Origin of the sequence: Skermania piniformis, from assembly GCF_019285775.1 — a bacterium.
Classification (GTDB): Bacteria; Actinomycetota; Actinomycetes; order Mycobacteriales; family Mycobacteriaceae; genus Skermania; species Skermania pinensis.
The window spans coordinates 2,980,139-3,006,948 of the sequence record NZ_CP079105.1 but is presented as its reverse complement, the minus strand read 5'-3'; the positions used below and the strand labels follow the sequence as shown (position 1 = coordinate 3,006,948).

12 protein-coding genes are annotated in these 26,810 nt (G+C 68.9%); 3 read left to right on the top strand and 9 right to left on the bottom strand.

The features are described 5' to 3' along the window. Positions 1 to 8: 8 nt before the first annotated feature. Entirely contained in the window at positions 9 to 2,219 is a 2,211-nt protein-coding gene (locus KV203_RS13875) for a UvrD-helicase domain-containing protein (RefSeq protein ID WP_066470332.1), read from the bottom strand. Continuing rightward, a complete protein-coding gene (locus KV203_RS13870; RefSeq protein ID WP_066470333.1) occupies positions 2,219 to 8,548 on the bottom strand; it encodes a DEAD/DEAH box helicase in 6,330 nt (2,109 codons plus the stop codon). The genes KV203_RS13875 and KV203_RS13870 overlap by 1 nt, the downstream gene beginning before the upstream one ends. A gap of 300 nt (positions 8,549 to 8,848) precedes the next feature. Here KV203_RS13870 and KV203_RS13865 point away from each other — a divergent pair, with 300 nt between their 5' ends. The 3 genes from KV203_RS13865 (at position 8,849) to tcmP (ending at position 12,431) form a co-directional block, all read left to right on the top strand. Then, positions 8,849 to 9,451: an SIMPL domain-containing protein gene (locus KV203_RS13865; protein ID WP_066470336.1), complete on the top strand. Its 603-nt coding sequence runs from the start codon at positions 8,849 to 8,851 to the stop codon at positions 9,449 to 9,451. A gap of 260 nt (positions 9,452 to 9,711) precedes the next feature. After that, positions 9,712 to 10,695, top strand: coding sequence for a metallophosphoesterase (locus KV203_RS13860; protein WP_246600154.1), 984 nt, complete (start codon positions 9,712 to 9,714; stop codon positions 10,693 to 10,695). A 569-nt stretch (positions 10,696 to 11,264) separates the two neighbouring features. Then, on the top strand, positions 11,265 to 12,431 hold the full coding sequence (gene tcmP, locus KV203_RS13855) for a three-Cys-motif partner protein TcmP (RefSeq protein WP_083530041.1): 1,167 nt from the start codon (positions 11,265 to 11,267) through the stop codon (positions 12,429 to 12,431). Here the strand turns inward: tcmP and KV203_RS13850 are convergent. From KV203_RS13850 to KV203_RS13820, 7 genes are all read right to left on the bottom strand, one after another. Beyond that, positions 12,428 to 13,168 (bottom strand): DUF5131 family protein, encoded by a 741-nt coding sequence (locus KV203_RS13850; RefSeq protein ID WP_066470341.1) that lies wholly within the window; start codon positions 13,166 to 13,168, stop codon positions 12,428 to 12,430. The genes tcmP and KV203_RS13850 overlap by 4 nt on opposite strands. A gap of 106 nt (positions 13,169 to 13,274) precedes the next feature. After that, positions 13,275 to 17,933 carry a class I SAM-dependent DNA methyltransferase gene (locus KV203_RS13845; protein WP_217995973.1) on the bottom strand — a complete coding sequence of 1,553 codons (4,659 nt, stop codon included), beginning with the start codon at positions 17,931 to 17,933 and terminating at the stop codon, positions 13,275 to 13,277. Between the two features lie 3 nt (positions 17,934 to 17,936). Continuing rightward, positions 17,937 to 20,744, bottom strand: a complete 2,808-nt coding sequence (locus KV203_RS13840; protein ID WP_066470343.1) for a helicase-related protein — start codon at positions 20,742 to 20,744, stop codon at positions 17,937 to 17,939. 106 nt (positions 20,745 to 20,850) lie between these two features. Next, positions 20,851 to 21,972: a glycosyltransferase gene (locus tag KV203_RS13835; protein ID WP_066470345.1), complete on the bottom strand. Its 1,122-nt coding sequence runs from the start codon at positions 21,970 to 21,972 to the stop codon at positions 20,851 to 20,853. A gap of 66 nt (positions 21,973 to 22,038) precedes the next feature. Further along, a complete protein-coding gene (locus KV203_RS13830; RefSeq protein WP_169797500.1) occupies positions 22,039 to 24,198 on the bottom strand; it encodes an acyltransferase family protein in 2,160 nt (719 codons plus the stop codon). Further along, entirely contained in the window at positions 24,155 to 24,667 is a 513-nt protein-coding gene (locus tag KV203_RS13825; protein WP_066470356.1) for a WKL family lipoprotein, read from the bottom strand. The genes KV203_RS13830 and KV203_RS13825 overlap by 44 nt, the downstream gene beginning before the upstream one ends. Next, positions 24,648 to 26,438: a DUF4012 domain-containing protein gene (locus KV203_RS13820; RefSeq protein ID WP_066470358.1), complete on the bottom strand. Its 1,791-nt coding sequence runs from the start codon at positions 26,436 to 26,438 to the stop codon at positions 24,648 to 24,650. Before KV203_RS13820 ends, KV203_RS13825 begins: the two co-directional genes overlap by 20 nt. Positions 26,439 to 26,810 lie beyond the last annotated feature (372 nt).

The following is a 26,810-nucleotide window of genomic DNA, read 5'->3' as shown; positions in this document are numbered from 1 at the left end:
CTTCGTCGTTACCCGGGCAACAGCTCGCTCGGCTCGCCGGAATAGACGACGACCAGTTCGTCGCGGGCCCGGGTGGCGGCGACGTAGAGCAACGAGCGCTCGCGCTGCAGCGCGTCCGGCCGGTCGCCCTCGGGGAGATGCTCGATCTGGTACGCGCGGGGCAGGTTCGCGGCGCCGACGCCGACCAGGATCACCTTGGCGAACTCCATGCCCTTGGCCCGGTGCATGGTCATCACCATGGGTGAACCGGACGATGTTGTGTCCCGGTCGACGAAGGTGATGGTGCGACCCCGTTCGCCCAAGGCCCGCGGCAGCGTCTCGCCGTCCTTACGGGTGGGCACCAGCAGCCCGATGCTGCCCGGGGCGGCCCCGGCGTCGAGCCACTCGCCCAGAACGTGGCCGACGGTGTCGTACAGGTCGGTCAGTGACGACGTCGGGATCGTTCGCGGCGTCGGACCGCTTCGGGCCGAGCGGTATCCGGCCGAGTCGACCGGGTCGTCGTCCAGATCGACGAACTCCGTGCCGGACAAGACCCCGAGTGCGTAGCGCAGATTCTGCTCGGTGGTGCGGTAATTCAGGGTCAGTCGCCGGGATCGGCGCCCGCGGACGTTGATGCCCACACTGCTCAGCGAGATCCGCTGGCCGTAGATCCGCTGGTGTGCATCGTCGGCCAACAGCAGGTCGTCCGGCCCTTCGGCGACCAGAGCCCGCAGCAGGCGCAGCCGGGCCGGGCTGAGATCCTGCGCCTCGTCCACCAGCACGTGGTCGGCCGGGCGTGCATCCGGGCTGCGCTCCAGCAGCCGGGCCGCGACGGCGGCCTTCTCCTCGAAGTCGGTGCTGCCGTCCGCTGCCGCGGATGCGCGGTACGCCTCGATCACCGACCAGACCGCCATCCGGCGCGCCCGGCTCAGCGCGACGCCGCGCCCGGCGCGACGCACTTTCAGATAGCCACGCTCATCGGTTACCAGGTTCGGCAGTACGACCGTGGCGTATTCGGCCTCGACGAACGCCGTCGAGCGCAGCTCGTTCGGCAGTTCGGCGACCGACTCGAGAGCCGCGCTCCACGCCCGCGGCCAGGTGTTTCCCAACACCTGGTGGGTGCGGGACCCGAGCACGTCGGCCACGGCGGCGGTGAGCTCGCCGGGATCGGCGCCGCGCGCCGACGCGGTGGCCAGCAACCGGTAGGCCAACGCGTCCACTCCGGCGACGTAGATGCCCGGCCGACCGAGGTCGGATGCCAGTTCGATCGATGGATCGAGCGCCTGCAGTTGCTCTTTCAGCATCTCGGCGAGCGTCCGGTTGAAGGTGGTCAGCACGATCCGCGCCCGTGGGTCACGGTGCTGCAACGCCCGCGCCCGATGGAGCAGGATCACCGTCTTACCGGTGCCCGCCCCGCCGGTGAGCCGCGCGGTTCCCGGCCAGGCCTTGGTCGCCAGCTCGCGCTGAGTCGGATGCAGGAACACCCGCCACGCCGCGAAGTTCGGGTTCGCCAGCGCTGCACGCAACGCCTCGTCGTTCTCCACCAGCGCGAACTCCATCTGCGCGGCAGGATGCTCCAGTGCGGTGAGCACGGCGGCGTCGTCGTTGCTGTCCGGGACGGTCGCCGGGGTAGCCAGCCGATAGGTGTCGCGGACGGTGTCGAAGCTCGCCCCGGTGTAGATGTCGAGCAGCGCGTTGGCCTGCCAGGCCGCCGGAGCCCGATCGGCGTAGTCCAGCACGGCGTCCTCGTCGGTGAGGTCGAGCGCGCCCGCCGCGAAATCGGCGTCGAAGCCGAGCGCGCTGAAGTCGTCCACGGTGTAACTGCGCGACCGCAGCGTCGCCGGGCCGGCGGACGCAGGTCCCGGAGTCGGCGCCTGGACCACGGGGGCCGGTTCGGCCGGAGCGGATTGCGCGGCGACCAGTTCCGCGATCCCGTTGGCCGGATTGATCCGGACCCGGGTGGTGCGGGCGAGCTCGATCGCGTCGTCGTGCGGGTACGTGCCGAGGAAGATATAGGTGGGCTGATCGCCGGTACGGTTCTGCAGCTTGACCAGCACGGCACGCCAGAACTTGGTGACCCGGCCGGTCCGGGTGCGTGGATCGGCCGAGCCGTTTATCGGCTCGATGTGCAGACCCGGGGTGGTGTCGTCGCGAGCGAGCTTGGTCAGGAAACCGTAGGTGTCCTTGTGCACGCTGCCATCGATCTTCTCCGTACCCGGACCGAACATCACGTACGGCATCAGCGGTCTCCCTTCGCCGGCGCGGCGGCTTCCAATGCAGTTACCAGCTGGTCGCGGTCGGGCTCGCACAGTGTCCACCCGGCCACCGACAACTGTTCCTGCTCTGCGTCGTCGAGGCCGACCGCGAGCACAACCTTGACCGCCGGCCAGGCGACGTCGAGCGGGATGCCGTCGACCTCTTCGCCGACCACCGGCACCGGGACCCCGGCCGCGGCGAGCTGTACCAGCAGATCCAGCTCGACCTCCAGCGTCGCGTCGGCGACCGCCTGCCAGGCCTGCGACAGCGCGGTACCGCCGGCTCGGTCGGGCTCGGCAGGAATCGCCGGCGGTGCGGTGTCGCCGATTCCGGAGCTGGTGGTGATCGTGGTCGGCAACTGGCCGAAGTTCAGCAAGTTCGCCCAGCGCAGCCACTCCTGCCAGGCCGGTTTCGCATGGTCGCCGAGCCGGTCGGGGGCGTCGTCGAGGACCACGCTGACCGCGCTCGGACCGCCCGCCGCGCCATCGATCGCGGCGGCGAAGGTGCCGGATCGGCAGATCATGATGTTGCCCGGTCCCGGGTCGGCCGTCCCGGCCAGAGCTGCGGCTGCGGCCGCCGTGGTAGAGGCGCTCGCGGTCCGCTGCCCACCGGTCTGGTGCGCGGCGATCAGTGCCAGAATCGGCACGACCCCGGCGAGGGCCCGCCGATTCTCCCGCCGCGGTTGCTGTACCCAATCGATCAGCAGATCCACGGCAGTGCCGAACGCCAGGTCCAGCGTCGCCGGGGTGATCCGGGCGCCGAAATGCGATAACACCATCGCCCGGTCTGCCCGCCGCAGCATCGCCGACGGGCGGGTGGTGCCGGCCACATCGTCGGCGGTCACCGCGATCACCTGATAGCCGCCGTCACGCAGGTTCTGTCGCTTCTCCGCGTCGTCGGCGACGCGATTGTGCGCCGGGCTCGCGTGGTAGTTCCAGCCGTCGGTGAAGATCGCGGTCGGTGGTACCCCACCGCGCGCGGAGGTGAGCACGAAGTCGGGTCTGCTGCCGAGCACGAGCTCCTGGGGACGCAGCGTCCACCGGTTGCCCGCGCCGAGGCCGATATCCCAGACGACCCCGTTCGGGCCGGGCTTCTCGGTGACCGTCGCGCCCAGCGCATCCAAGCGCGCCCGCAGGGCGATCCGGAAGCGTTGTTCCAGATGGGATTCGCCGTCGTCGGGATCGGTCGGCTCGGCCTCGGTGATCACCCAGCTCATCGCGTCCGGGATCACCGGCGCCTCGCCGGGACCGAACTCACGGCCGGCCAGGAGGTTCGCCAGATGTCGTTCGGCGGCCGCGCGCGCGGTCCAGGCCAGGTCGGCCGGGGCCGCGAACGGCAGCAGGCACCGTTCGCAGGCGAGTTTGCCCTCGTCGGCACACGGACAGTGCGATACCACCTGCCAGGCGCGGTACAGCACATCCCACACCGCCGCGGGGTCGGCGAAGTCGGCGAGGTAGCCGGTGCCGCCGGGCACCAGGTCGTGGAGCAGCAGCGCGGTCGGATTGTCCCCGCGCAGTGAGGGTTCGACGATCGGCAGGATCGCCAGGTGGGTCGGGTCACCGCCGATCCGTTCCCGCAGACCGAGCTGCAGCGCGGCCGCCAGCGACGGCACCGCGAACGAGTCGCCGAGGGTGATCGAGACGGGCAGTCGCAACAGCAGCCCCTCCGTGCTGAGCCGGCGCGCCAGTGCGATGTTCGCCGGATCCTCGGTGGCTGCGGTCCGCCGCGAGCACCAGGGCCGGTGTTCGTCCCGGCGGTTCTGGCCGGTCGACGTGTCGAGCTTGCCGCATTCCCGGCAGACCCGGAACAGTGCGGCGTCCGCCTTGACTCCCGCGAAGATACGGGTGGCGCCGCCGGTTCCGCTGCGCCCCAGATTGATCCACCGGATGTCCAGGCGGCGCAGCCGGGTCGCGCCCAGCCCCAGTCCGGTCTCGAACCAGCGGCGCCCGATCTGGGCGGGATCGATGTCCACGGCAGGAACCAGGGTGAAGCGCTCCTGGGCGCGCTCATCGACGGCGTCGTCGATCGTCGCTTCCTCGCGCCGGATCACCGCCGACACACCGGTCAGCTCGACCACCGGCAGCTGCTGCGCGGGGTCGGCGATTGCGGGGGAACCGCAGCGCGGGCAGCGGGCGGGGACGTCGCGGCCGTCCAGCTCCGGGGCGAGTTCCCGGACGTGGCCGCAGGCCGGGCAGCATACCCAGGTCCGGATCGCCTCGCCCTCGGCGCCCAGGTCGACCGCGTCGATGGTGATGGCGAATCCCCGGGCATAGAAGGTGGATCCGGGAGCGAAGTCGCGCAGCGCCGGTGCCGAGCCGCGCGTCAGCTCGAACTCGGAGTGCGCGTACTCCTGGGTCTGCGGGTCCAGCCAGTGCACCGAGACCGCGAGCGACACCGAGTCGTCGAGCAGGGTGTAGTTCGGCAGCAGGCCGAACGACTCCAGCGCGCCGATCCAATACTCCGAGCGCATCGTCGCCAGCTGGCGGCCCAGCAGTCGCAGCGTCGCCTCCGCGGTGCGCAGCTCGCGCCGGTCGTCGTCGACCGCAGCGGGCGACTCGGCGCGGGCCCGCAGGTCCGGCAGCGCGGCCTGCACGGCTGCCCGGCGGCGGGTGGTCAGCTCCAGCCGCCGGTTCCATTCCTGGACGGCGCGGTGGCAGCGGCGCGCCAGGTCGCTGGTGCCCGGTCCGTCCGCCGCCCGGGGCAGGTCGCGCAGCCGCGCCGCGACGCCCGGGGCGAGCGTCGGGAAACCGGCCAGGAACGCCTCGGTCAAGGTGTCCGCGTGCTGCTCGGCCTCGGCGATCACTGCGCCGAGGAACGTTCCGGTCTCACTGCTGCGCAACGCATCCGGTGTGGTGCGCGGGTGCGGCGCGGTGGGTCGGCGGGCCAGCCGGTCGACCACCGACGCAACGAACTGGCGGGCCAGGATCTCCTCGGCGTCGAGGTAGGTCGCCGGCGGCCGCACCGCGCCGTTGATCGTGGTCTCCGGCCGGGCGAATCGCGGCAGCTGGTCGCCCCGGCCGGTGACGTAGGCCAGGGCGAGCGAGTTGCCGGTCAGCCGGCCCGCCCGGCCGACCCGCTGCAGATAGGACGCGACCGTGCGCGGCAGCGAGGACAGCAGCACCGCGGAGAGGTCGCCGATGTCGATGCCCATCTCCAGGGTGGGGGTGGCGACCAGGACGTTCGGCGCGTCCGGCGGTGGGTCGGTCTGCTTGAACCCGTTCTCGTACGCCAGCCGCAGCTCGTCGGGCAGCAGGCTGGTGTGCTCGCGCGCCACCACCCGGCGAACGTCGTTCGCGGCATACATCCGACGGTAGAAGTTGTCCGCCATGCGATGCGAACGCAGGACTCCGTCGCAGCGGGCCACCAGGCACGGTCCGCCGGACAACGCGGCCACGGTCGCCGGACCGGCGACGACGGTGTCGCGGCACACGGTGCAGGACAGGGCAACAGCAGCCGAGTCCAGGTCGGTGATCGTACGGACCACCACCGACTCGACGGGCAGGTGGTAGGTGCGTGCGCCGGTCGGGGAAGTGGCGTCGCCGAGCACGTCACGGCTGCGCAGCCGGGCGAACAGCAGCCGGGCCAGCACGGCGCCCTGGGCGGAACTCACCCCGAGTGCCTTCGCGGTCCACAGCGCGTACCAGCCGCGGGCCGAGCCGATCGGCTCCAGATCGGTGTCGGCGGTCGGCCCGCCGAGCACCGGGAACCCCGGCGCGGAACTGCCGCGGCCGAACCCGGGCATGCCCTCGTCGCGTCGTCGACCGCCGGTGATCCACCAGCGGTTGCCGTCCTCGGCCCGGAATCGGGTGAACCACTCGTGCTCGATCGCGCCCCGAGCCCGCATGTGCTGGAGTACGCCGCGCACCCAGCCGAGCGAGCGTGCCGGATCGACCACGTCGAGGGCGATCTGCACCCCGTCGCTGTCGAGTGCGTCCCGGGCGCACGCCCGCAGTACCGCGTCGGGCACCTCGACGTCGGCGGCGGCGGTGCCGGTGCGTTCCAGGGTGCGGCCGACACCGCTGCGCAACCCGAACTCCAGCTGGACGTCGAGCAGCACTCGGCGGCGCACACGGCGCAATACGGCGGGTGGCACCCCACCGGGCGGCTCGGTCCAGAACCGGGCAAAGGCGTCCCGCTCGGCGAGGTCGGGCGGCAGGATCCGGAAGCGCTGCCCGGCGTCGCCGGCCTGATCGATGATCCGGTGCACCAGCGTGGCCAGGTCGGTGGGCGCGCCGTCGGCCAGCGCGTGCCGGATCAGCGTGCGCAGCGTGAGCGTGTGCGAGCGGGCCTGGACGAATCCGGCTCGGTGCGCGGCGTCCTGCACGCTGTCGGTGAAGACCAGCGCCCGCTTCTCCCGCGGGTTCAGGTCGGGCGTACCGAACAGGGTGGACAGCGACACCGACAGCATGGTGGCGATCGCCGACCCGAGGAACCGGATACCGTCGCGCTGCCGGCAGGCCGGGCACACATCGTGTTTCGAGTCGGCGCCCGCCTCGTCGGAGACATGCAGCAGCACCGGTATCGCACCGCCTTCGGCGAGCTGCGCCGCGTCCGGTGCGGCCACGGTGAGCCGGCGGTCCGCGATCCGCAGCCAGCGCAGGCCCGAGCCGGAATCCGTTACGCCCGAAGATGTCTCGGGAGCCGCCGGTTCCTCAGCTTCGCGCGGGGCGTGGATCAGCGCACGGAATCGGTCGTCCCGGCGGGCGGCACGCCGCCGGATCGCGGTGTCGTCGTCGAGGTCGGATCCGGTGGGGGCGAGCACGATTCCCCAGCCGGAGCGGTTGCAGTGGCGACAGTACAGCGCCGGCAGATACGGCCCGCCGGCCGTGGTGTCGAGGTCGAGTGGCACGCCGTCGTCGCCCCAGACGAAGTGCGGAGCACCGCTGACCGCCCGGTCGATCCGGGTGAGTTCGCGGATCCACAGGTGCACGTCCACCGACGGCGCGGCCCGGCCGTGCGTGGCCCGAACGTGGCTCAGCGTGGTGACCAGTGCGTCGATCGCCGCGGCCGGAGCGTCCGCGGAGCGGACCACCTCGTCGACCGGGACCGCTGTCGCGAGCGCGGCGATCAGCTGCTGGAACGCGGGGTGGGCGCGGATCAGGTCCACCAGGATGGGGTCGGTGCCGGCAACGACGGCTGCGATTCGGTCGTCGTCGTCGGCGATGTGAGCCCCGTCGGCGTAGAGCGCCTGCAACGTGGCGACGGTGACCGAGTGCGGATCGCCCGCGCCGGCCGCCTGCGCGAGTTTCTCCATCCCGGTGGGGGAGAGCTCGCCGACCGCCCACCCCTCGGCCTGGACCCGGGCCTCGGCGGCGTCGGCCCATTCGGTGATGGTGAGCCGGGACTCGGTGATCACCGCGTCGGCGCCGAACTCCTCGCCGAAGACGGTGTGGGCGAAGTCCACCATGGCCGCGGGGTCGCCGTCGGCGCCGAGGGTGGCCGAGGTCGCGACCGGGGTGATCCGGCCCAGCGGCCGCGCCCGGTCGTCGGCGGTGATCGCCGGGTCTGCCTCGGGCCAATGGCTTTTCAGGGTCAGACCGAGCCGGCGCAACAGCATCGACACGTCGGTGCCCTGCGCCCCGTCGTAGGTGTGGAATTCGTCGAGCACCAGATACTGCAGACTGGTTGCGCTGCGGGCCCAGATGTCGGCGTCGGCCGGCCGTAACAGCAGCTGGTCGAGCATCTTGTAGTTGGTCAGCAGGATGTCCGGGGGAAGGTCGCGGATCACCTCGCGGTCGGTGATCAGGCCGTCCGGGGTGACCTTGGTGCGTTTCGGTCCGCCCTCGCCGGTGTAGAGCGCGGCGGTGACCCCGGCCAGGTCGGCGTGCTCGGTGAGCAGCCGGGCCAGTCGCGCCGCCTGGTCGTTGGCGAGCGCGTTCATCGGGTACAGCACGATCGCTTTGGTTCCGGTGATCCCGTCCCGCTTGGCTCGGCGGCAGTGGTCCAGGATGGGGTAGAGGAACGCCTCGGTCTTGCCCGAGCCGGTGCCGGTGACCACCAGCGTCGGCCGCGGCCGGGGCCGGTCGGCGGACAGCCGGTAGCTGCTCAGCCGGGCGAATGCCGCGGCCTGATGTCCGTACGGCGTCGGTCCCTCGTACCACTCCAGGGAGTCGCGCCAGCCGTCGGCGGCGGGGCGGAACGGCAGCCGCAACCGCAGATACGGGCCGCGGAACATGCCGTGTTCGGGGTCTTGCAGGAACTCGTCCAGCGCGCGCCGGGTGTCCGGGTCGGCGAGGGCGAACGTGGTGCCCAGATAGTCGAGCAGGCTCTCCCGGATCGAGGCCGCCTGGGTGAGGGGGAGCAGCTCGGACATCAGGCCTTGGCGCGCAACGACTCCGGGAACTTCTCGCCCTCGGCCTCGCGACGATCCTTCGCCGAGGCAGCCTTCTTGTCCATGGCTCCTCCTCGGAACGAAAGCTTAGCCGAGTCGGTACGTCGACGAAGGCGGCACCGCGCACGCCGGATCCGATATCGACATCCTCGTCGAGATGGCTCCCTCGGCCGAGAGGGCATGGACGCGTTCCAAAGTTTGGCGGACGGCATGATCGACCCGTGGCAGTAGCCGGGTTGCTACAGAACCTCACTTGTCGGTGCCCGCCGATACGGTGCGCGCATGTCTACCGAGATTGTCGTCCACGGGACGTACTCCGCATTCCAGGCGCCGGAACGTGGCACCGTACACGCCTCCCTCGCCCGCCTGACGACCGGCGGCCGCGCGGCGGTGACGTGGTGGTCCGCCGGACGGCTCCGTACCTCGTCCGAGAGGCCGTGGAACAAGGACGGGAAGATTCTCCCGCTCATCCATCGGGCCGATGTCGACGTCGAAGTCAAGTTCCGCGACTTCACCGCACTGTCGGACTGGGTGAGCGCCAGCACTCGCGACATCACCGGCTTTCGTATCCAGCGTGTCCGCTGGGCGCTGACCGCGAAACGTCGCGACGAACTGGCCGGGCTGGCGCGCGTGCGTGCGGTCCGTGATGCGTTGGCGCGGGCGCAGCTGTACGCCGATGCGCTCGAACTCGGCAAGGTCGCTCCTGTGGCGATCGCCGATGTGGGCATGCTCGGAGGGTCGCTTTATCCCCCGAACGAACCCAGCGGCGGTTACCAGCGCGGCGCGTCGATACCTAAAGAACAAGGGGCAGAACTAGTCCCGGAGGACATCGAGGTCTCCGCCGCTGTGGACGCGCGGTTCGTCGTGCTGCCCAGCTGTGCATGAAAGCCGCGACAGAACGACCTGGATCGAGGCAGAGCGATAGGGAGGCCGTGCGCCAACCAGTCGTAGACGGTCTGCGCGGATTTCGGAGCCTCGGTGCCCGGCTTCATCCGCGCCAGGCGCGAGGTGGCGCCGCTGCGAGCGGCGGCGAGGAGCTTCCTGGGTGCCCGGTAGCTGCACCCGGTGGTCCACCTTGGAGTCCAGGCCGTTCCCTCGTAATCAGCGGTTACTCGGGTGTCGGGGGTGCGTGCGACCATCCGTGTGTGAATGGATTCGACATTATCGGCGATATACACGGCGCGGCGGATGAACTGGAAACGTTGCTGGCCGGAATGGGGTACGAGCGCAGCGACCCGACCGGTGCATACCGGCACCCGGTTCGGACTGCGATCTTCGTCGGCGACCTGATCGACCGCGGGCCACAGCAGCTGCGGGTCCTCGAGATCGTCAAAGAGATGGCCGACGCCGGGTCGGCGATGGTGACGATGGGTAATCACGAGTTGAACGCGATCGCCTTCGCGTCGCCGGACCCGACGCGTCCCGGTGAGTATCTGCGGCGGCACTCGGCGAAGAACCAGGCGCAGCACGCGGCGTTCCTGGAGCAGGTGGTCGGCGACGATCGCTCTCGTTTTCTGGACTGGTTCATGACGTTGCCGCTCTGGCTGGATCTGGGCGATATCCGGATCGTGCATGCCTGCTGGCACGGTCCGTCGATGGCTGTCGTCGAGTCGGAGGTCGGTGGCAACCGTTTCACTGCGCCGGAACAGTTCGTTCGTGCATCGACGAAGGGTGACCCGCTCTACACCGCCGTCGAGGTGCTGCTGAAAGGGCCGGAGGTCGGGCTGGTGCAGTACGGTCAGCCGGCCTTCCTCGACAAAGACGGTCATCGTCGCGATCGTGCGCGATTGCGTTGGTGGAACGGGCAGGCCGACACGCTGGACGATCTGGCCGAGATCGGTGGATCGTTCACAACCGAGGACGGTTCGCCGTATCCGTCGGTGGCGGCGGTGCCGGTCCCGGCGGACGAGCGTAGCTACGTCTACACCGATCGTGTTCCGGTGTTCTACGGGCACTACTGGCGCCGCTGGGCGCCGCAGCAGTCGGTCGACTGGACCACCTACACAGCCTGCGTCGACTTCAGTGCGGTCAGGTCCGGTGCGCTCGTTGCCTACCGCTGGTCCGGTGAGCAAACCGTCATGCCGGGCAATTACATTTCCTCCCTACAGTTCTCGCCCCAACCTGCCTAACGGTGCAACGTCGCAACGGACGCTGCTCACGAGGACGAACTGCGTGATCAAAACGCCAAGGCCCTCGTGCTCGGGCACGGCGACAATCCCGTAGCTCCGGCGTGCTCGGAAGCGAAAAACATTGCGGCGTCAGCGACTTCGCCGGGTATCGCCAAGCGGTGAAGGGGATGGCGCGGATCAGTCCGTCGCGGACTTCGGCGGACAGCGACGCAAACAGCGGGGGTATCGAGCTCAGCAGAGGTTCGAGGAAAGCATGGGAGAGCCGAACCGGGTCGGGAAGTTCACCGCGACCAGCGAATTCCACAGCGCTTGGTCGTTGTTCGTGAACGGCTCGCCGCGGTCGAATCCTGCAGCATTGACGGATAAGCCCGCCGCGATAGCGCACCGATACCTGAGGCGGCACCGGCGACCACAGCGGTCTTGCCATCGAGCGCGGTAGAGAAAAAGGGCCGCAGACTGCCGACATCGCTTGTGCATATATCCGATTCGGATCGGTCAGTGCATTCGCGTGAAAATTGCTGTCGGTGGGCGGCGTTACCCTGTAGCCATGGGAGGAAAGAGGTTTCAACATGGCTACAGGGGCTAACGACAAGTACTGGGAGGATCATCGGCTTCCGGGTGTGCTCAAGTTGCATCTTGTGAAGCGCTATCTGCCGGTGTTCCTGATTCGTACCAGTGTTCCGACCAAGCACGTCGCTTACATCGACGGGTTCGCCGGGCGAGGTAGGTATGATAACGGTTCTCTGGGGTCGCCGGGAATCATGCTGACGTTCGCAAAGGACCAGTTGTCTCAGGGCGTTGCGGTCGACCTTTTCCTGTGCGAGAAGAACGCGGACTTCTTTGCGGATCTGACACAGCTCGCGGCGCCCTACCGTGCGGACGGCTTGGCTATCGACGTCACGAACGGCCTAGCCGCCGAGCACCTATCGTCGATGCTTCCGCGGGTTGCGGCGTTGCCCACGTTCATTTTCGAGGACCCGACCGGGCTCGGGGTGCCCTACGTCGACCTGGTGACGGCGATGAAGCGAAACGACTCGGCGGCGTGGCCGCCGACCGAGATGATCATCAACCTGAGTCTCGAAGCCATTCGCCGGATCGGCGGACACGTAAGGTCTGCCACGCCGAACGAAAAGTCGATGCGGCGGCTCGATGAGGCTCTCGGAGGCGACTGGTGGCGTGACCTGTTGTCCGCAGGAGTGACGGAGGGGGCGGTGGAGGCGGTCGTCTCCCGGTTCGCGGAGAAGCTCGGCCGCGACACCGAATCGCACGTCGTTGTGGTGCCCGTGCTCCGGGCGCCGCGCCAGCAGCCGGTCTACTACCTGGTCTTCTGCACCCGACATCTGCATGGGGTGTGGAATTTCGGGCATTGCGCCGCGAAAGCAACGGAGGACTGGTGGAAGGCGGCCGGTGCGCTTGCGGTGCAGCGCGAAGACGCCCGAGCCGGCGATCAGTTGGACCTGTTGCCAGCCGAGACTGTGCTGGCCTGGCCGAGCATCGACGAGGTCGAGCGTGAAGCTGTGCCGTACATCGCAGATCAGATCAACAGGCTTCTCATCACCGAGAAGAAGCCGATTACGCTCGGAGATCACCCGCGCGCGGTGTTCGGCAAATACTTCGGACAGGTTCGGGAGTCGGCCGCCCGCGCTGCCGTCAAGCACCTGCACGCTCGTGGACTTACTCCCAGCACCGGGAAGGGCGACAAGGTCGAGAAGCTCGTCGTCGTCCCGGCTGACTAGCCGGTCGCCGGCATCTCGTCCCACAGTCGGCCGTCGAGTTCACGACCGGAGGCCTTCGGCGTACGACCACCCCATTGCTTGAAGAAGAACGGCACATCGTTGTCGCGGCACGCGTCGCGGATTCCACGCGCCCACGACAGCTCGACCGGCCGGTACCGCGGTCCGGACTCGCCGCCGGCGATCACCCAGTCGATATCCGTGAGATCGATTCCGTCGAGCGGGCCCAGCAGCGGTTCGCAGGACAGAAATCGCACCGCGGCAGGCACTTCGCGGAGATCATCGACGCGGTCGAGAACACCGGCGTTCTCGACCGATACCCCCATCCAGACGTTGTCCGGCCAGTCCAACGTGTCGGCGACGCGACGCAGTCGCACACTCCGCTTGGTCAGGACTTGGTATGTGTGGTGCGGGGTATCGCGGCAGACGTCGAACACGTCGCGGACGAAGTCCAGCGGCACCCTTGCGTGGAACAAGTCGCTCATCGAGTTCACGAAGACGATGCGCGGATTGCGCCAGCGTCGTGGTTCGTCGAGTGCTTGTGGATGCACGGTCACGCCGAACCCAGGGCCGGAGGTCCGAGCGTCGCCGTCGTTCTGATACTTGGCCGAGCCCATCGCTTTGAGTCGTTTGGCCAGCGTCGCCGCGTAGCAGTGATCGCAGCCGGTGGAGACGCGGTCGCAGCCGGTTACCGGATTCCAGGTTGCCTCGGTCCATTCGATTGCCGATCGATCCCCCATCGCGGCCTCCTCAGCTGTTCCGGTCGTGCGCCGCCACTCTATGACCGACCTCCGACACCGAACGTCATCGATGCAGCTCGTGCCGCGTGTCGGCGCGGGGTTCGCGCTACTGTTCGGCGAGGCGACGCTCGAATTCGGCGTAGGCCGTGCGCATGTCGGCCTCGCGGTCGAGGAAGCCGAACGGCAGCTCGTAGGTGTAGGTGTTGCCCGCCTGGTTGGTGGCGGTGCGTTCCTCCGCGGTGAGCCGGTCGCCCTTCTTGCGCCAGACGCTGAGCACCTCGTTGGGCACCAGCCGGCCGTTGGTGTCGTAGAGGTAGGTCTTGCGGTCGTAGCCGTAGAGCACGGGGAACTGGGTGCGGTAGACCGTGCACAACTCGTCCGCGGTCAGGCCGAGGCCGAGCGCGACCAGGGCGTCGATCTCGACCAGGGCCTGGCGGCGGTCGGCCGCGATCCGGAGCGGGGTGTCGTGCGACCAGCTTTCGGTGACCTCGCCCAGTGGGCGGCGGCGAGTGTGGGCCAGGCCGCCGGTCCACGAGTCGGACCGGAAATCGGTCGACCAGCAGTCGCGCCAAAGGTCGGCGTAGGCGGCGGTCACGCAGTTCAGGCGGAGGGCGCGGAGAATGAGGAACGGGGTGAGGCGGGGGTTGGTGACGAGGGGGAGGCGGTTGACTGTGCTGGGCAGCACCTCTGACTTGGGCGCGGACCGCACAGCGAAGTCGGCGATCAGTGACGATGTATGTGCGGCCAGGCGGACGAGTTCCCATGGCGAAGCCGGCAGCGCTGCCGAGGTCACGGGGTGTACGTGCGCCGCGCGTCGAGGGATAAGCGCGGCGACCAGGGTGCGCTCACCGGTGTTCGCAGCCATGCGGCGCCAGGCCACCCGGTAGCAGTCGCGGGCGCGGACGGTGGCGCCGTCGACCTCCCAGCTGGTGTAGGCGGCATCGTAGCGGGCCCGGTCTCCGGCCGGTTTGTACGACGTCGCCGGGATTGCGTCGTCGGTGAGGGCCTCGAAATCGGTTGCCGACCAGTCCAGATGATTCAGCATTGTCGGGTTTGGTGACTTGTACAACGGCGTCCCGACGAACAGATGCGGCCCTTGCAGGATCACTTCGTCCCAGGAATCGGGCACGCCCCAGCCGGTTTCGAAATAGCCCTTCTTCCGGTCTGCAGTCTCGTGCCAGCCGGGCGAGAAGTGCATGTCGATACTGCCGATTCGGGGCGCGGCGGCGAGTTTGGCCTGTACCGCAGCGACCGAGCGATTGACCGAGTAAACCATCCGGGTTTGTTCGACCGGTACGTCAGGTGCTTCCAGCGCGTCCTTCCAGACGGCCAGTGCCGCGCGATCCACCGTCATGATCCGGCTCGCGTGTGGCCGCAGGTCCCAATGGCCCTCGAGATCTTTGATGCCCGGCTCGGCGCCGCTGCCGTCGTGCGCGAGGGAGCGCTCCACGGTGTCCGGGTGGTAGAGCGACACGGCGTGCCGAAAGGACGGCTCGCACGCGGAACCGTACACATTCACGCTGTACAGCTTCTGGTTCTGGATCTCGAATAACTTGAGTTCATTGATGAACTGCCAGTGCCGCCGCAGCCGCCGGTAGGTTTCGGCGCGCAGCAACCCAGCCTTCTCGTCGGTGAAGTGCGACTCCAGGTGGATCAACGCCGATATCCCATGCGGATGCGCGTTGCGCCAGGTCTGGGCCATGAAGCAGCGGTAGAGATCTGGCTGCAGCCCGGCCAGCGGCGGATACTGCCGGGCATCGCCGACGAAGGCGGCCAGTGCGGCTACCTCGGCGGTGCCGGCGAGGACCAGGTCTCGGAGGCCGGGCAGCTCCAGTGCAGCATCGCGCTTCGCCCGCACCTGCTCCTGGGTCGGCTTCACCGCGAGCTGAAACCATGGATCACCTTCGGCCAGCAGCGCATCCACATCCGAGCGCGGTCGCACCCACGGCGGATTCCCCACCTGCAGGTCGAAACCGCCCCGGGCGAACACCGGCGCGAAGTCTAGCTCCCAATGAAAGAAGCCCTGCTGCTGGGCGATTCGCTCGCACACCGCCAACCACGGGTGCTCGGCCGCCACCTTCGCCGGGTCGACCGCTCCGGCGTACACCAGGTCGTTGTGCTCGGCGTCGCCCAGCTCGGCCCAGCTGTCGATCTCGGCCAGGCTCAGCTGATCCTTCTGGCCGCGCGGGACCTTGGCCTCGGTGCCGAGCAGTTTCTGCACCGCGTCGAGCCACTGTTCCAGGGTGGGCGGGGCGATGTCGGTCTCGGTGAGCGGCCAGAACCACAGGGCGCACCAGGCGTCCATCACCCGGCGTAGCCGGCGGTAGGCCCCGGCCGGGTCGGCCAGCGACGCCTCGATCGCTTCCCGCGGCACTGCGCCGCCCGCGGGCAGACCGTCGATGCCCCAGACCGGGATGGCGCGACGCACCTCCGATTCGGCGATCTGCAACCGGCGCAGCGCCAGCTCCCACAGCCGCTCGGTGCGCCGGGCCAGGATCGCGAGGGTGCCGAGCTGCTGTTTGGTCGGTGTGCGCCGCAACGAGTTTCGCCAGCTACGCAGCGCGGCCCGGGCATCCGGGGCAAGCGCGGCCGCCTCCTTCGCCTCCACCGCGGCGCCCCAGCCGTCGGTGGGCAGCAGGAAATGGTGCACCGCGCCGCCCAGCTCGAGCCGGCCCACGCTGCCGTCCGGCGCGCCCAGCGGCTTGTCCACCGGGGTCGCCGCCAACCCATCCTTGCCGCGCAGCGCCGCCGCCGGGAGCACCGCGCGCCGGGCGCCGACCAGCGAGTTGCCGCGCCGCAGGTGCAGGCCGAACCACGGCGCGGCCAAGCCCTCGCCCATCGTGGCCAGCCAGAGCGAGATCTCGGCGAACTCGACCGCGGTCGCGTTCAGGTCCACCCCGTACACCTGGTGCAGCGCGAGATACGCCTTCACCCGCTGCAATTCGGCCGGGTAGGCGTCCGGGGCGATCCGTTCGCCGAGTTCGGCCTGCCGCCGGTGCAGGTACTGCTCGGCGAGCTGGCGCACCGCCTCGACCGCGAACGCGCCCGACCCGAGCGCCGGCTCGCATACGGTGAGGTCGAGAATTGCTGTGGCCGATGTGGTTTCACCGTCCTGGTCGAGCAGTTCGGCCAGCGCCTGGGACACCACGAACCGGGTCAGCACCTCGGGGGAGTAGTAGGACGCCGACTGCTGGCGTTCGCGCCCGGCCAGCCGGAACACGAACGTCCCGGCGCGGTGCAGTACCGGTCGCCGCTCACCGGTGGTCGGGTCGGTCGTCCGGACGATGTCGCCCGCGGCGATCCCGTCGATCCGGTCGTGCGATACCACCCAGGAGCCCTTACTCGTCTCGCCGCCTTTCGCGACCTCGTACAGGTCGGTCTCGGCGAAGAACCCGGTGTAACTCATCAGCCCCTCGTACACCGCGCCGAGCTGATTGATCCCGAGCTGGGCGTAGGAGATGAAGCCGCGGTCCCGGCCGCGGGATTCCTTGCTCAGCAACAGATGCCGCAACACCTGCTGCACCGCCGCGTTGCCCAGGCCGGTCTCGTCGATCAGCCCGATCGCTTCCGGCCGGAACAGGTCCGCCCGCAGCGCCCGGAAGGTCAACCCCGCCGCCCCGGCGGACTCGACCTCGTCGGGGTTGCCGTTGTGGCCATGGTCGACCAGGCCGAACAACACGGCCAGCGACCGATACAGGTGGGTTCCGGCCTGCGCCCGCGGCGTCACCAGCTCCACCAGAGTCAGCTCGCGCAGCCGGTCCAGGCTGTAGCCCTGCTCGTAGCTCGGATCGCCGACCGGCAACACCGCCAGCTCCGGCGACGCTTCGGCGTAGAGCAGGAACAGGATTCGGTACAGGAACCGCAACGACTGGCGGGCCAACGGCTGCGCCTGATCGGCCGGCAACGGAGCCAGTCCGCCCGCGGCGCGGCGGGAGACCACGTCGTTGGCGATGATCTCGATGGACAGCCGCACACCCTCGCGCAGATCCTGCGACACCCCGACGGTGTGCCGGACCGATTCGTCGAGCACCCCGGCCCACCAGATGTCGCCTTCGGCGTCCGGGGCCAGCGAATCGGCGGCCAGGCAGGTCAGCGCCCGGTCCAGCTCGCCGCCGCGCCGGTCGTCGTTACGGTCGGCGACCAGCTGCAGATCCACCAGCAGGTAGCGGCCCTCCGGCCAGCGTTCCCGCTCGGTGAGCAGCGCCAGTCCGCCGGCCAGCACCAGCGCGAACCGTGGCCCGTCGTCGGCGACGAACAGGTGCGATAGCAGTGCGGCGGCCGATTCGATCGGCTCGCCGTCGCCCGAGTGGAACGTCCGGGCCAGCGTCTTCTCGTCCCGGGCGATCAGCTGCTCCACGGTCAGTCCCGCCGCCGCTTCGATGATCACCAGGGGCGCGGGACCGGCGAGGCCCGGGGTACGGAACGCGAGCGCCGGTCCCGGTTCGTCGGCGTCGCCGAGCCGCTGCGCCGTCCAGCGGATTGCGTCGGCGTAGCCGAGTACCGCGCGCAGATCGGTGTACAGCGCCGCGAGTACGTGGATGTCGGCGTGCTCGGCCAACCCGAGGAACCGCCGGGTCAGCTCGCCCCGCGCCGCGGTGAACCGGGTGCGCGGCGTCGGCCGGCCTTCGGCGCGGTCGGCCTCCCAGCCTTTGCGGCGCTCGATCACCTTCGCCTGGAACGACTGCGACGTCGCGTCGGTGCAGAAGTAGTGCTCGCTGACGAAGTCCTCGCCGACCTGCAGCGCGTCCGAGATATGTTCCGGCACTGCCTACTCCCCGCTCTCGCGGGGAACAACCACCAGCAGCGGCCGGGTCAGCCGCCGGTCGGGGTTCATCGCCCGGGCCACGTCGTCGTCCGGGTCGATCCGGCGGGTCGTCTCCGCGCGGATCGCCGCATCGTGCTGATCGGCCGCCGCATCCGCCGACCGGACTGCCGGGCCGACCAACGGCTGCAGATCCTCGACCGGGAGCGGCGGACCGGCGTTGATCTCCGCCAGACCCAGGGCAGTGACCGCAGCGGCCGCGTCGGTGTGCGGTTGGGCGAACGCGACCGCCGGTTCGGTGATGTCCGGGAACAACACCGAGTAGTAGGACGCGGCGAGCACCTGGCCGCCGGTGTTGGTGTGCGTTACCTGCACCAGCACCGTTGTCGTCGCCACGGTGCCGCGCACCGCGAAGATCTGGTCGCGGCCCAGCTCGGCCAGCGCGCGGTCGGCCGCCCAGTCCAGCACCGGGTGCAGCGGCGCGAGGAAATGCGCCTCCGGCCAGACCGACCGGGAGTCGCCCTCGCGCGCCTGGCGCAGCTCCTCCCGCCCGCGCACCGGGGTGAGCGCCAGCTTGTAGCGTTCGGTCACCCGGCGTTCCCGCAGGTAGGACTGCGGCAGCAGCTTCAGCCGCTGCTGCAGGTCGGTGCGTGGCGTCAGCGCGGCGATCGACTTGCCGGGGTGCACCTGCCACTCGATTCCGTCCGGTGCGGCCAGTTGCGGGGTCGGTTCGAACTCGGTGATCGCGTCGGCGAGGAAGCCGAACTCGTCGTCGTACACCGCGGTGGTACGGCTCGGGGCGGCGTCGGGCTCGTCCGAGGTGGGGGTGGGCTGGTCGGCGGCGGCGAGACCGAGCTGGGCGAAGAACGCGTCCAGCCCGCCGCCTTCGGCGACTTCGTCCACCGTGCGGACGACGTCGTCGAGCTCTCGTTCGCCGGCCAGCACCCGCCGGATCGCCTCTTCCTCGGCCTTCACGTCGTAGGTGCCGATCAGCGAAGCCGAATCGCCGAGTGCGGTGTGCGCCTCGTGTTCCCGCTCGACCAGCTTGGTCAGCACCCGCACGTCACCGCCGAACCGTTCGGTCGCCGGGGTGAGCAGCAGCGTGGCGATCTGCGGCCGGTTGCGCTGGCCGTACCGGTCGATCCGCCCGTTGCGCTGCTCGATCCGGATCAGGCTCCACGGAATGTCGTAATGCACCAGGTGATGACACTGCGTGTGCAGGTTCACCCCTTCGGAGGCGACGTCGCCGGTGACCAGGATCCGGATCGGGGAAGACTCCAGCTTGAACGACTCGACCACGTCCTGCTGCTCGGTATCGGCGAGTCCGCCGTGCAGGACGACCACCTGCTTGTCGGTCATCCGCAGATCCCGGCGCAGTGCCTCGGCCAGCCAGGTCAGCGTCGCCACCCGCTCGGCGAAGATCACCACCCGGCGTTCGCTTCCCCGCGCGACGCCGATCTCGGCCAGGTGGTATCGCAGTGCGTCGTACTTCGCCGAGCTGTCGCGGGCCGGTTCGATCAGCTCGGTCAGCCGATCGAGCGCCGCGCGTTCCCGGGCGGTCGCCGGGTCGTCGGCGGCCAGCCGGCTGCGCCGCGCGCGGACCGATTCGGCCAGGGCGGCCGGCGACGACAGGAATGCCTTGGCCAGCACCCACGGGAACAGCGGCGGCGAGCCGCCCGATGATGACCGTGCGTTCTTGCCGGAGTACGGCGAGCGACCCGATTCCGGCCACAGCCACACCTGCTCCAGCTCGGCGGCGATCGCGTCCTCGGCCGGCGACGCCGGGACCGGCACGTTGTGCGGCGGCAACCGCTCGGCCCAGTCGGCGCCGACCACCCCGGCCACTTCCGGGTGGTGCCGGTGCCGGCGGATCACCAGTCGGCGCACCTGATCCAGGTCCAGTTCGCCGTCCGGGCGGACCGCGCTCGGATCCAGCATCCGAACCAGCTCGGCGAACGACTCCGCTCGCCCGTTGTGTGGGGTGGCCGAGGCGAGGATCAGCGCGTCGGTGCGGGCGGAGAGCAGCCGGGCCAGCCGGTTGTTCTGCGACGCGACATTGGTCACGTTGTGCGACTCGTCGATCACCACGGCGTCCCAGCGCTGCTTGCGTAGATGGGCGAGATAGCGCTCGCTTTTCAGCGTGTCGATCGAGATGATCACCCGCCGGTAGTAGGTGAACGGGTTGTGCGTGGCCGGCAGGATCTGCCGAATTCGTTGAATGCCAACAGAATCCAGCCGGACGAAGGGCAGCGCGAACCGGGTCCACAGCTCCATCTGCATCTGCTCGAGCACGTGCCGCGGCGTCACGACGAGGATCCGATCGCCCCGGCCACGGCGGACCAGTTCGGCGAGGATCATTCCGATCTCCAGCGTCTTGCCCAGCCCGACGGCGTCGGCGAGCAGGATCCGCGGCCGCAGCTTGTCCGGGGCGAGCGCCTGGCGGACCGCGGCGAGCTGATAGTCCAGCGGGTCGGCGAGGGCGCCGCGCGCCGTGGCGAGGGCCGGTTCGGCGATCGAGACGGGGGTCTTACGCAGCAGCGCCTCCAGCCAGAGCCGGGAGCGGCGGAAACCAGCGGAGGTGTCGGGGACGACCCGGACTCCGGTGGGGTCGGATTCGATGACCGTGTCGATCGCGGTGGCGAACACCGCCTCGGTGTCGCGGACCAGTTCGGAGAGCCCGACGACCCGGACGAAGAACCCGTCGGTCGCCGGTTCGACCGCCGTGACCAGCCATTCCTCGTCGCGCACCACGACGACCGAGCCCGGTGCGGCGGTACAGGCAGAGATTGCGGTCCCCTCTCCTGCTTGCGACACATCTCCGCGGTGTCGGCCGTCGCGTTCGTCCGCCGATCCTAACGTCGGTGCGAAAGCGGGACCCGCATTCGGTGCTGGACCGGGTCGGGATCTCGCCGCGACCCGGTTACGAGCTGAGAACCTTCGCTCGCGTGGTCAGTTGCGCGGTGAGGGCGCGGTCGTAGGACGCACAGACCTCGCTCCAGGTGTAGTGCTCGGCGGCCCGCGCTTTGGCGCCGGCGCGCAGTTTTTCCCGGAGCTCCGCGTCGGCCATCAGCCGGGTGATCGCATCGGCGATCGCGCTGGGCTCGGCGTCGACGAAAAGGCCGTTCTCGCCCAGTACCTCACGGTTGTAGACGGTGTCGCGCGCGACGACCGGCGCGCCCGAGGCCATCGCCTGGACGAGTGCCGGATTGGTGCCGCCCACGCTGTGCCCGTGGAAGTAGACACCGGCGTGACGCCACAGGGCGAGCAGCGTGGTGTCGTCGTGCAGATGTCCGAACCAGTGCACGTTCTCGTGGTGTGTGGCCAGGTACGCCACGCGCTCATCCCATTCGCCGCCGTAGCCGGACGAGCCGACGATCGCGACGTCGCACGACGTACTGAGCTTCTCCACGGCGGTCAGGAAGTCGGCGAGCGTGTTCTCCGGCACCAGCCGGGCCACCATCAGCACGTACGGCTTGCCGGCGAGTGGGGCAACCGGGGGCAGATCGCCGCCGTCGGTGCCGCCGTAGGGAATGAAGAGCCCGTCGCGGCCGAACTCGACCGACCAACGATCCACGAGCTGCTGTGCATCACAGACGATCTCGTCGGCGTACCGCGCGGTCATCCGGGCGCCACCACGGAAGACCGCCTTGGCCTTGGCGCCCCACTTCTCCCGATCCCACTCGATCCCGTCGACGTTGCACACGATCGGGATCCGCCGCGCTCGCAGCAGCGGCATGAAGTACCCGTTGGCCACGTTCAGCACCAGCGCGACGTCCGGTCGGTGTCGCGCGGCGTGCGCCGACGCGGTCAGGCCGTAGGACAGGGTGCTGATCGACTTGCTTTCGATGCCTGCCGTCGTGACGGTATGCACGCGGGTATCGCGTTCGGGATCGTCGGGATCGGTGGCACCCGCGCGGCCGTACACGGTGACGTCCCAGCCGTGTTCGGCAAGGTAGGGCGCGAGGTGCCGCACGAGCGTCTCGAATCCGCCGTAGTAGCTCGGATAGCCGCGGGTTCCGATTATCGCAACCGATTTGGCCATAGTGGTTGTGCCTTCAATCTTTTGGGTCGCGAAGCGACCATGGGTGGATCTGCCACAGCACGCGGGTCACGGGATCAGCCCGGCTGTGCTGAAGCGTTCTTCGATCGCCGGCGTGATGAGCTCCGCGAAGCCCGGCGTCATGTGCACTTGATCCCGTTTGACCGGGGTGGTGCCGACGAACGACGGGCACCGGCCCGCCGCGTTGCAGAACCAGGGCCGAGAATCGACGAATGCCGCGCCGATCCGGTCGGCCAGCCGACGCTCCGCGACCGCCATCGTGGTCCAGTGGGTGTCGATGGTGCCGACACAGGCGGCCGGTGTCGCGGTCTTACCGAAGCACCGGGAGATGTCGTTCGCCAGCGGGGGAGGCGCCAGGAAGACGATCCGGCCGACACTGCCGGCGAACTGGTCGGTCAGTGCCTGCATGCCGGCAGCCCAGTCCTCGCCGGTCATGATTCGGTTGGTGTCGGCATTCCACGCCTGCCGGTAGGAATTGGTGATGACGACGAGGTCGGGGCGTGCCTTCTTGATCTCCGCGACCACCTGGGCTTTGTGTGCCGGGCATTCCGCGGCCATCCCGGAATTGGGCCCGACTACGGTCTGGGTGACGAAGGTGCAGCCGAAAGCGGCGACGCTGCGCGTCTGCCAGCGGCCGCCGCTCGCTTCGGCGATCCGGCGGAACGGCGCCACATAGGTCACGGCGACCGAATCGCCGACGATCATGATCTTCTTCGGTGCGGCGGCCGATCCCCAGGTGCACTCCGCCGCCGGCGGAACCGGCATGGTGCTGCACGCACCGATGTCGGCCGGCGCCTGCGGCCCCGCGATGGCCGCATCCATCGACGGATTCAGATTCGGCCAGTCGGTCGCGGCGAGCGCGGCGTCCACCTGAGCGGACAACTGCAACTCTGCGGGTCCGTCGATGGTGAACGGCAGTTCCTCGGAGGCGGCTGCGGCCGGCTGCGGGGGTGGCGCAGAACCGCGGTCGAGCGCGACGAGCCCGGCGGCCACTGCGACCAGTACCGCTGCTGCCAGGATCGCCGGCCGGAACGATCCGGCCCGCTGGTGCTGGGTACGGGCTCGCCGGTCGTGGCGATGCTCGAGCCAGTTCGAGTACCTGATCGGATTCTCGACCAGGTGGTAGGTGGCGATCGACAGGCCGAGCATCGAGGCGAGTGCGGCCGCAGCGAACCACGGGCCACGGTCGATCTCGTGAGCGAGCAGCACGATGATCGGAAAGTGCCACAGGTACAGCGAATACGAGATGTCACCGAGATAGACACTCAACCGGTTCGTCAACGGATACAGCGGCAGCGGATACCCCGACGACGGTGTGCGGCCGATCCCCGCGCCGATCACCAGCGCGACCCCGAGCACCGGCCAGATCAACGCCCATTCTTCGAAGTTGCCGCCGCGGCCGGCCACGACGACACCCAGCACCACCGCGCCGAGCCCGGACCAGATGATCGGGCCGGCCGTTCGCGCCGGCAGCCGGGCCCAGGCCGCCGCGGTCAACGCGACCAGGGCGCCCGCGCCGAATTCCCAGACCCGGGCGAAGGTGGAGAAGTAGATCCCGGTGGAATTCGATCGGCCGGCGACGACGGCATAGCCGAACGACGCGAGGACGAGCGGCCCGAGCGTGATGCCGGCCAGCAGCGTTCGGGTCCGCGCAGATCGGGTCTGTGGAGATCGCGCCCAGCGCACGGCCAGCACGCCGGCGATGGCCACGAGCGCGGGCAAGACCAAATAGAACTGCTCTTCGACCGACAGTGACCAGTAGTGCTGCACCGGACTCGGTGCGCGAGCAGCGTCGAAGTAGTCGGTTCCCTGCTGCGCGAAGCGCCAGTTCGATACGAAGGCGAACGCGCTCGCCGCGTCGATCAGCAATGCACCGTAGGCGTGCGGAGCGAGAATCGGGTACGCGGCCGCGCAGGTCGCGACGAGGACCAGCGTTGCCGCCGGGACGATCCGACGGATCCGGCGCCGATAGAACCACCACAGCAGTGGCCGTCCGTTGTCGGCCCGGTGGAGCAGCGACGTCGTGATGAGGTAACCCGAGATCACGAAGAAGATGTCGACCCCGACGAAACCACCGGCGGGATAACCGAACAGGTGGTGAGCGATGACCAACAGGACCGCGACGGCGCGCAGTCCCTGGATGTCGGCGCGTGGCGCGCGCTGCTCAGCCGGGCTGGTCGTTGCAGGCCGGTGACGAGAGCTGCGCAAACTGGATGACGCTACATGCATACGACTTGTCGACTTTCCATTCACCGTCTTCCGCGACAAAGGGCACCACCTGCGGGTGAACCTCGTTCCACAGGGTGAAGTCCGCCGCTGCCTCCACTCGACCACCGCCGAGATCGGTGACCTTGGTGACGACGATCGATGCGCCTTCCTTGCGGTACAGGTCGGCGATCCGGTTCAGCAACTGCGGATCCTCGTCGCCGCCCTGCACCCACCGGGCCTTGTCCTCGACCGGGACCGCCGGGTCCAGTCCCTGGGCGAGCCGGTCGTTGAGCTCTTGTGCGGTGGGCAGGGGCGGCAGGGTCGGTGTGGCACTGCCGGCGGTGGATTCGGTCGAGCCGCAGGCCGCCAGGGACAGCGCGGCGGCAGCGACCGTCCCCGCGGCGACAACTCGGCCGACGACGCGAACACGCGCGTTGCTGTTGTTGCAGTTACGGACAGGTCGGTACATCGACGGACACCTTTGCTGGTAGGACGAGCGGTTGAACGGGCACGCGGGCGGCGCCCGCGGCGGTGGGTTCACGGAGATTCCATGTGACGGTTGCTGATTCGCCGGGCCTGGTCAGCACGGTGACCGAATACGTCGGATGTCCGCGTTCGGCGGCTTCGAGGGCGAACGGCGCCGGCACCCCGTTGATCGTCGCCCGCTCGAGGGTGGCGCCCTGGGTGGCGAAAAGCGACACGACCGATCTGTTGGTTCCGGGTGGGCCGTCGTATTGGGTCTGCGGGGTGCGTCGGCCGGCGACATAGGACGGATAGTCGTCGCGCGGCGGGGCAGTATTGGTCAGTTTCACCGACACCGTGGAGGCCCGGTCGTCGCCGTCGCACGCTGCTGCCGAGTAGGCGATATCGCGCTGCAGGTAGTAGTCCAGCTTGCCGCCCGCGCCGTTGTTGACGACGACGTTGGCGTAGGGCGCGGAATCGGCGGGCACCTCGTGGGCGATCGGGAGGGTCGCCAGCGCGCGCTGCTCGTCGGGTACCGCACTCCACATCGCGATCCGACCTTCGGCGACCGCTCGGCGCAGCCCGTCGAGCACGCCGTCGGCGCTCGCCCACGGCTTGTTCACCGCCTCGATGACGGCCTTCGAGATTTCCTGCAGGTACTCCTTGCGGGTGAGCTGCTCGTTCTCGGCCGGGAACCGGAAGTACAACTCGTTCTGGGTCAGGGGCACCACGTTCGTCGCGTCGATCGACTCACCGTCGGGTAGCTGCACCGGCCCCAAGCCGGCGAGGAGGTAGCTCAGGGCGACGGGATCGGTCGCGATGACGCCGTCGACGGTGACGCCCGAATACTGCGACCAGATGGATCGCCAGATCTGCGCGGCATAGGGAAAATGTGGACTGAAGTTGGCGTTCTGCCAGTTCGACGTCGGGTTCCAGGTGCCGTACATCTTCGCGAAATCGGCTCCGAGGTCGATGGGTCGGTAGTCGAGTGCGAGGAGATTGCTTGCCGGCTTCTCGACCTTCACCACGCCGTTCTCGACGCGGAGCAGAGCGGTGCCACCCATCAGGCCACCGGTCCCGCGCGCCTCGGCATTTGTCTGGAACACCAACAGATAGGTGCGCGGACCGTCGGCGCCCGTCATCGCCGGCAGTACCGGCGCGAGTCGATTCGTGGCGGCGAGTGCGGCTGCGAGGTCGGCGGTTTGCCTCATCAGGTCGTCCCGCGCGTGGTTGACCGCGCCGAGATAGCTCGATCTCGGGATGTCGCGAGCAGCGACGGCAACGTCCGTGGCCGCAGCGACGGACTGCTGCAAGGCCGGCAGGGCGGCTCGCAGGGCCGCCGGGTCGATATGTCGGTCCGGTCCGTTCATGGCGACCACGGTCGCCGCGGGGCTGTCCACGATCGGCAGTAATACATCGGTTGCCAATTGTTTTACTACGTCGATCATTTTTTCGACTACCACTATCGGGCTGCCGACAATGGGAGCTGCCGCAATCCAGGACAGAGGCGCCGATCCGGCGTCCGCGCGCGCTTGGTCGAGGTCGTCGATCGCCAGCCGTGCGGTTTGTCGCGCTGTCGACGCATCACCTTGCAACAGTGAGCTTTTCGCACCAGCTGCCCGTTCTTCGGCGCGCAACACGTCGTTTCGCAGCTTTGCTGTGGCAAGGCCGATCCAGAGGCACAGTCCCAGCAGCAGCATCACCGCGGCGATGCCGATTGCCAGGCGTCTCCGGGACGCCAATTTGCCGATCAGATCGAACACACCCTCAAAAGTCACTCACTGCACGGTCATCGGTCGGCTACGTCAGGTATCGAATGCGAACGATATGTTCGTCCGATCTGAACTCCGCCGCACGCGAAACAGCTGCAGCCAACTTTCCCAAGATCCTTCAGCTGGAGAAGATTACGCCCGAGCATCGGTGATCCGATGGTGACCGTATCTGGTTGTCGGCCGGTTGTCATGTCGTCCGCCGATCGATCGATGTATTGCTATAGCTACCGATCGGCGACCTATGTGTGGATAGCTCCGACCGAAGCTGGGAACGAGACGCCGAGCAGGGCAACAAAATGAGCTTGATTCAGGTGTTCGGCGGTCGTTGCAAGGTTTTGTTTAAAAGCCAAATGTATTACGAACAGAGCATTTTCGTAA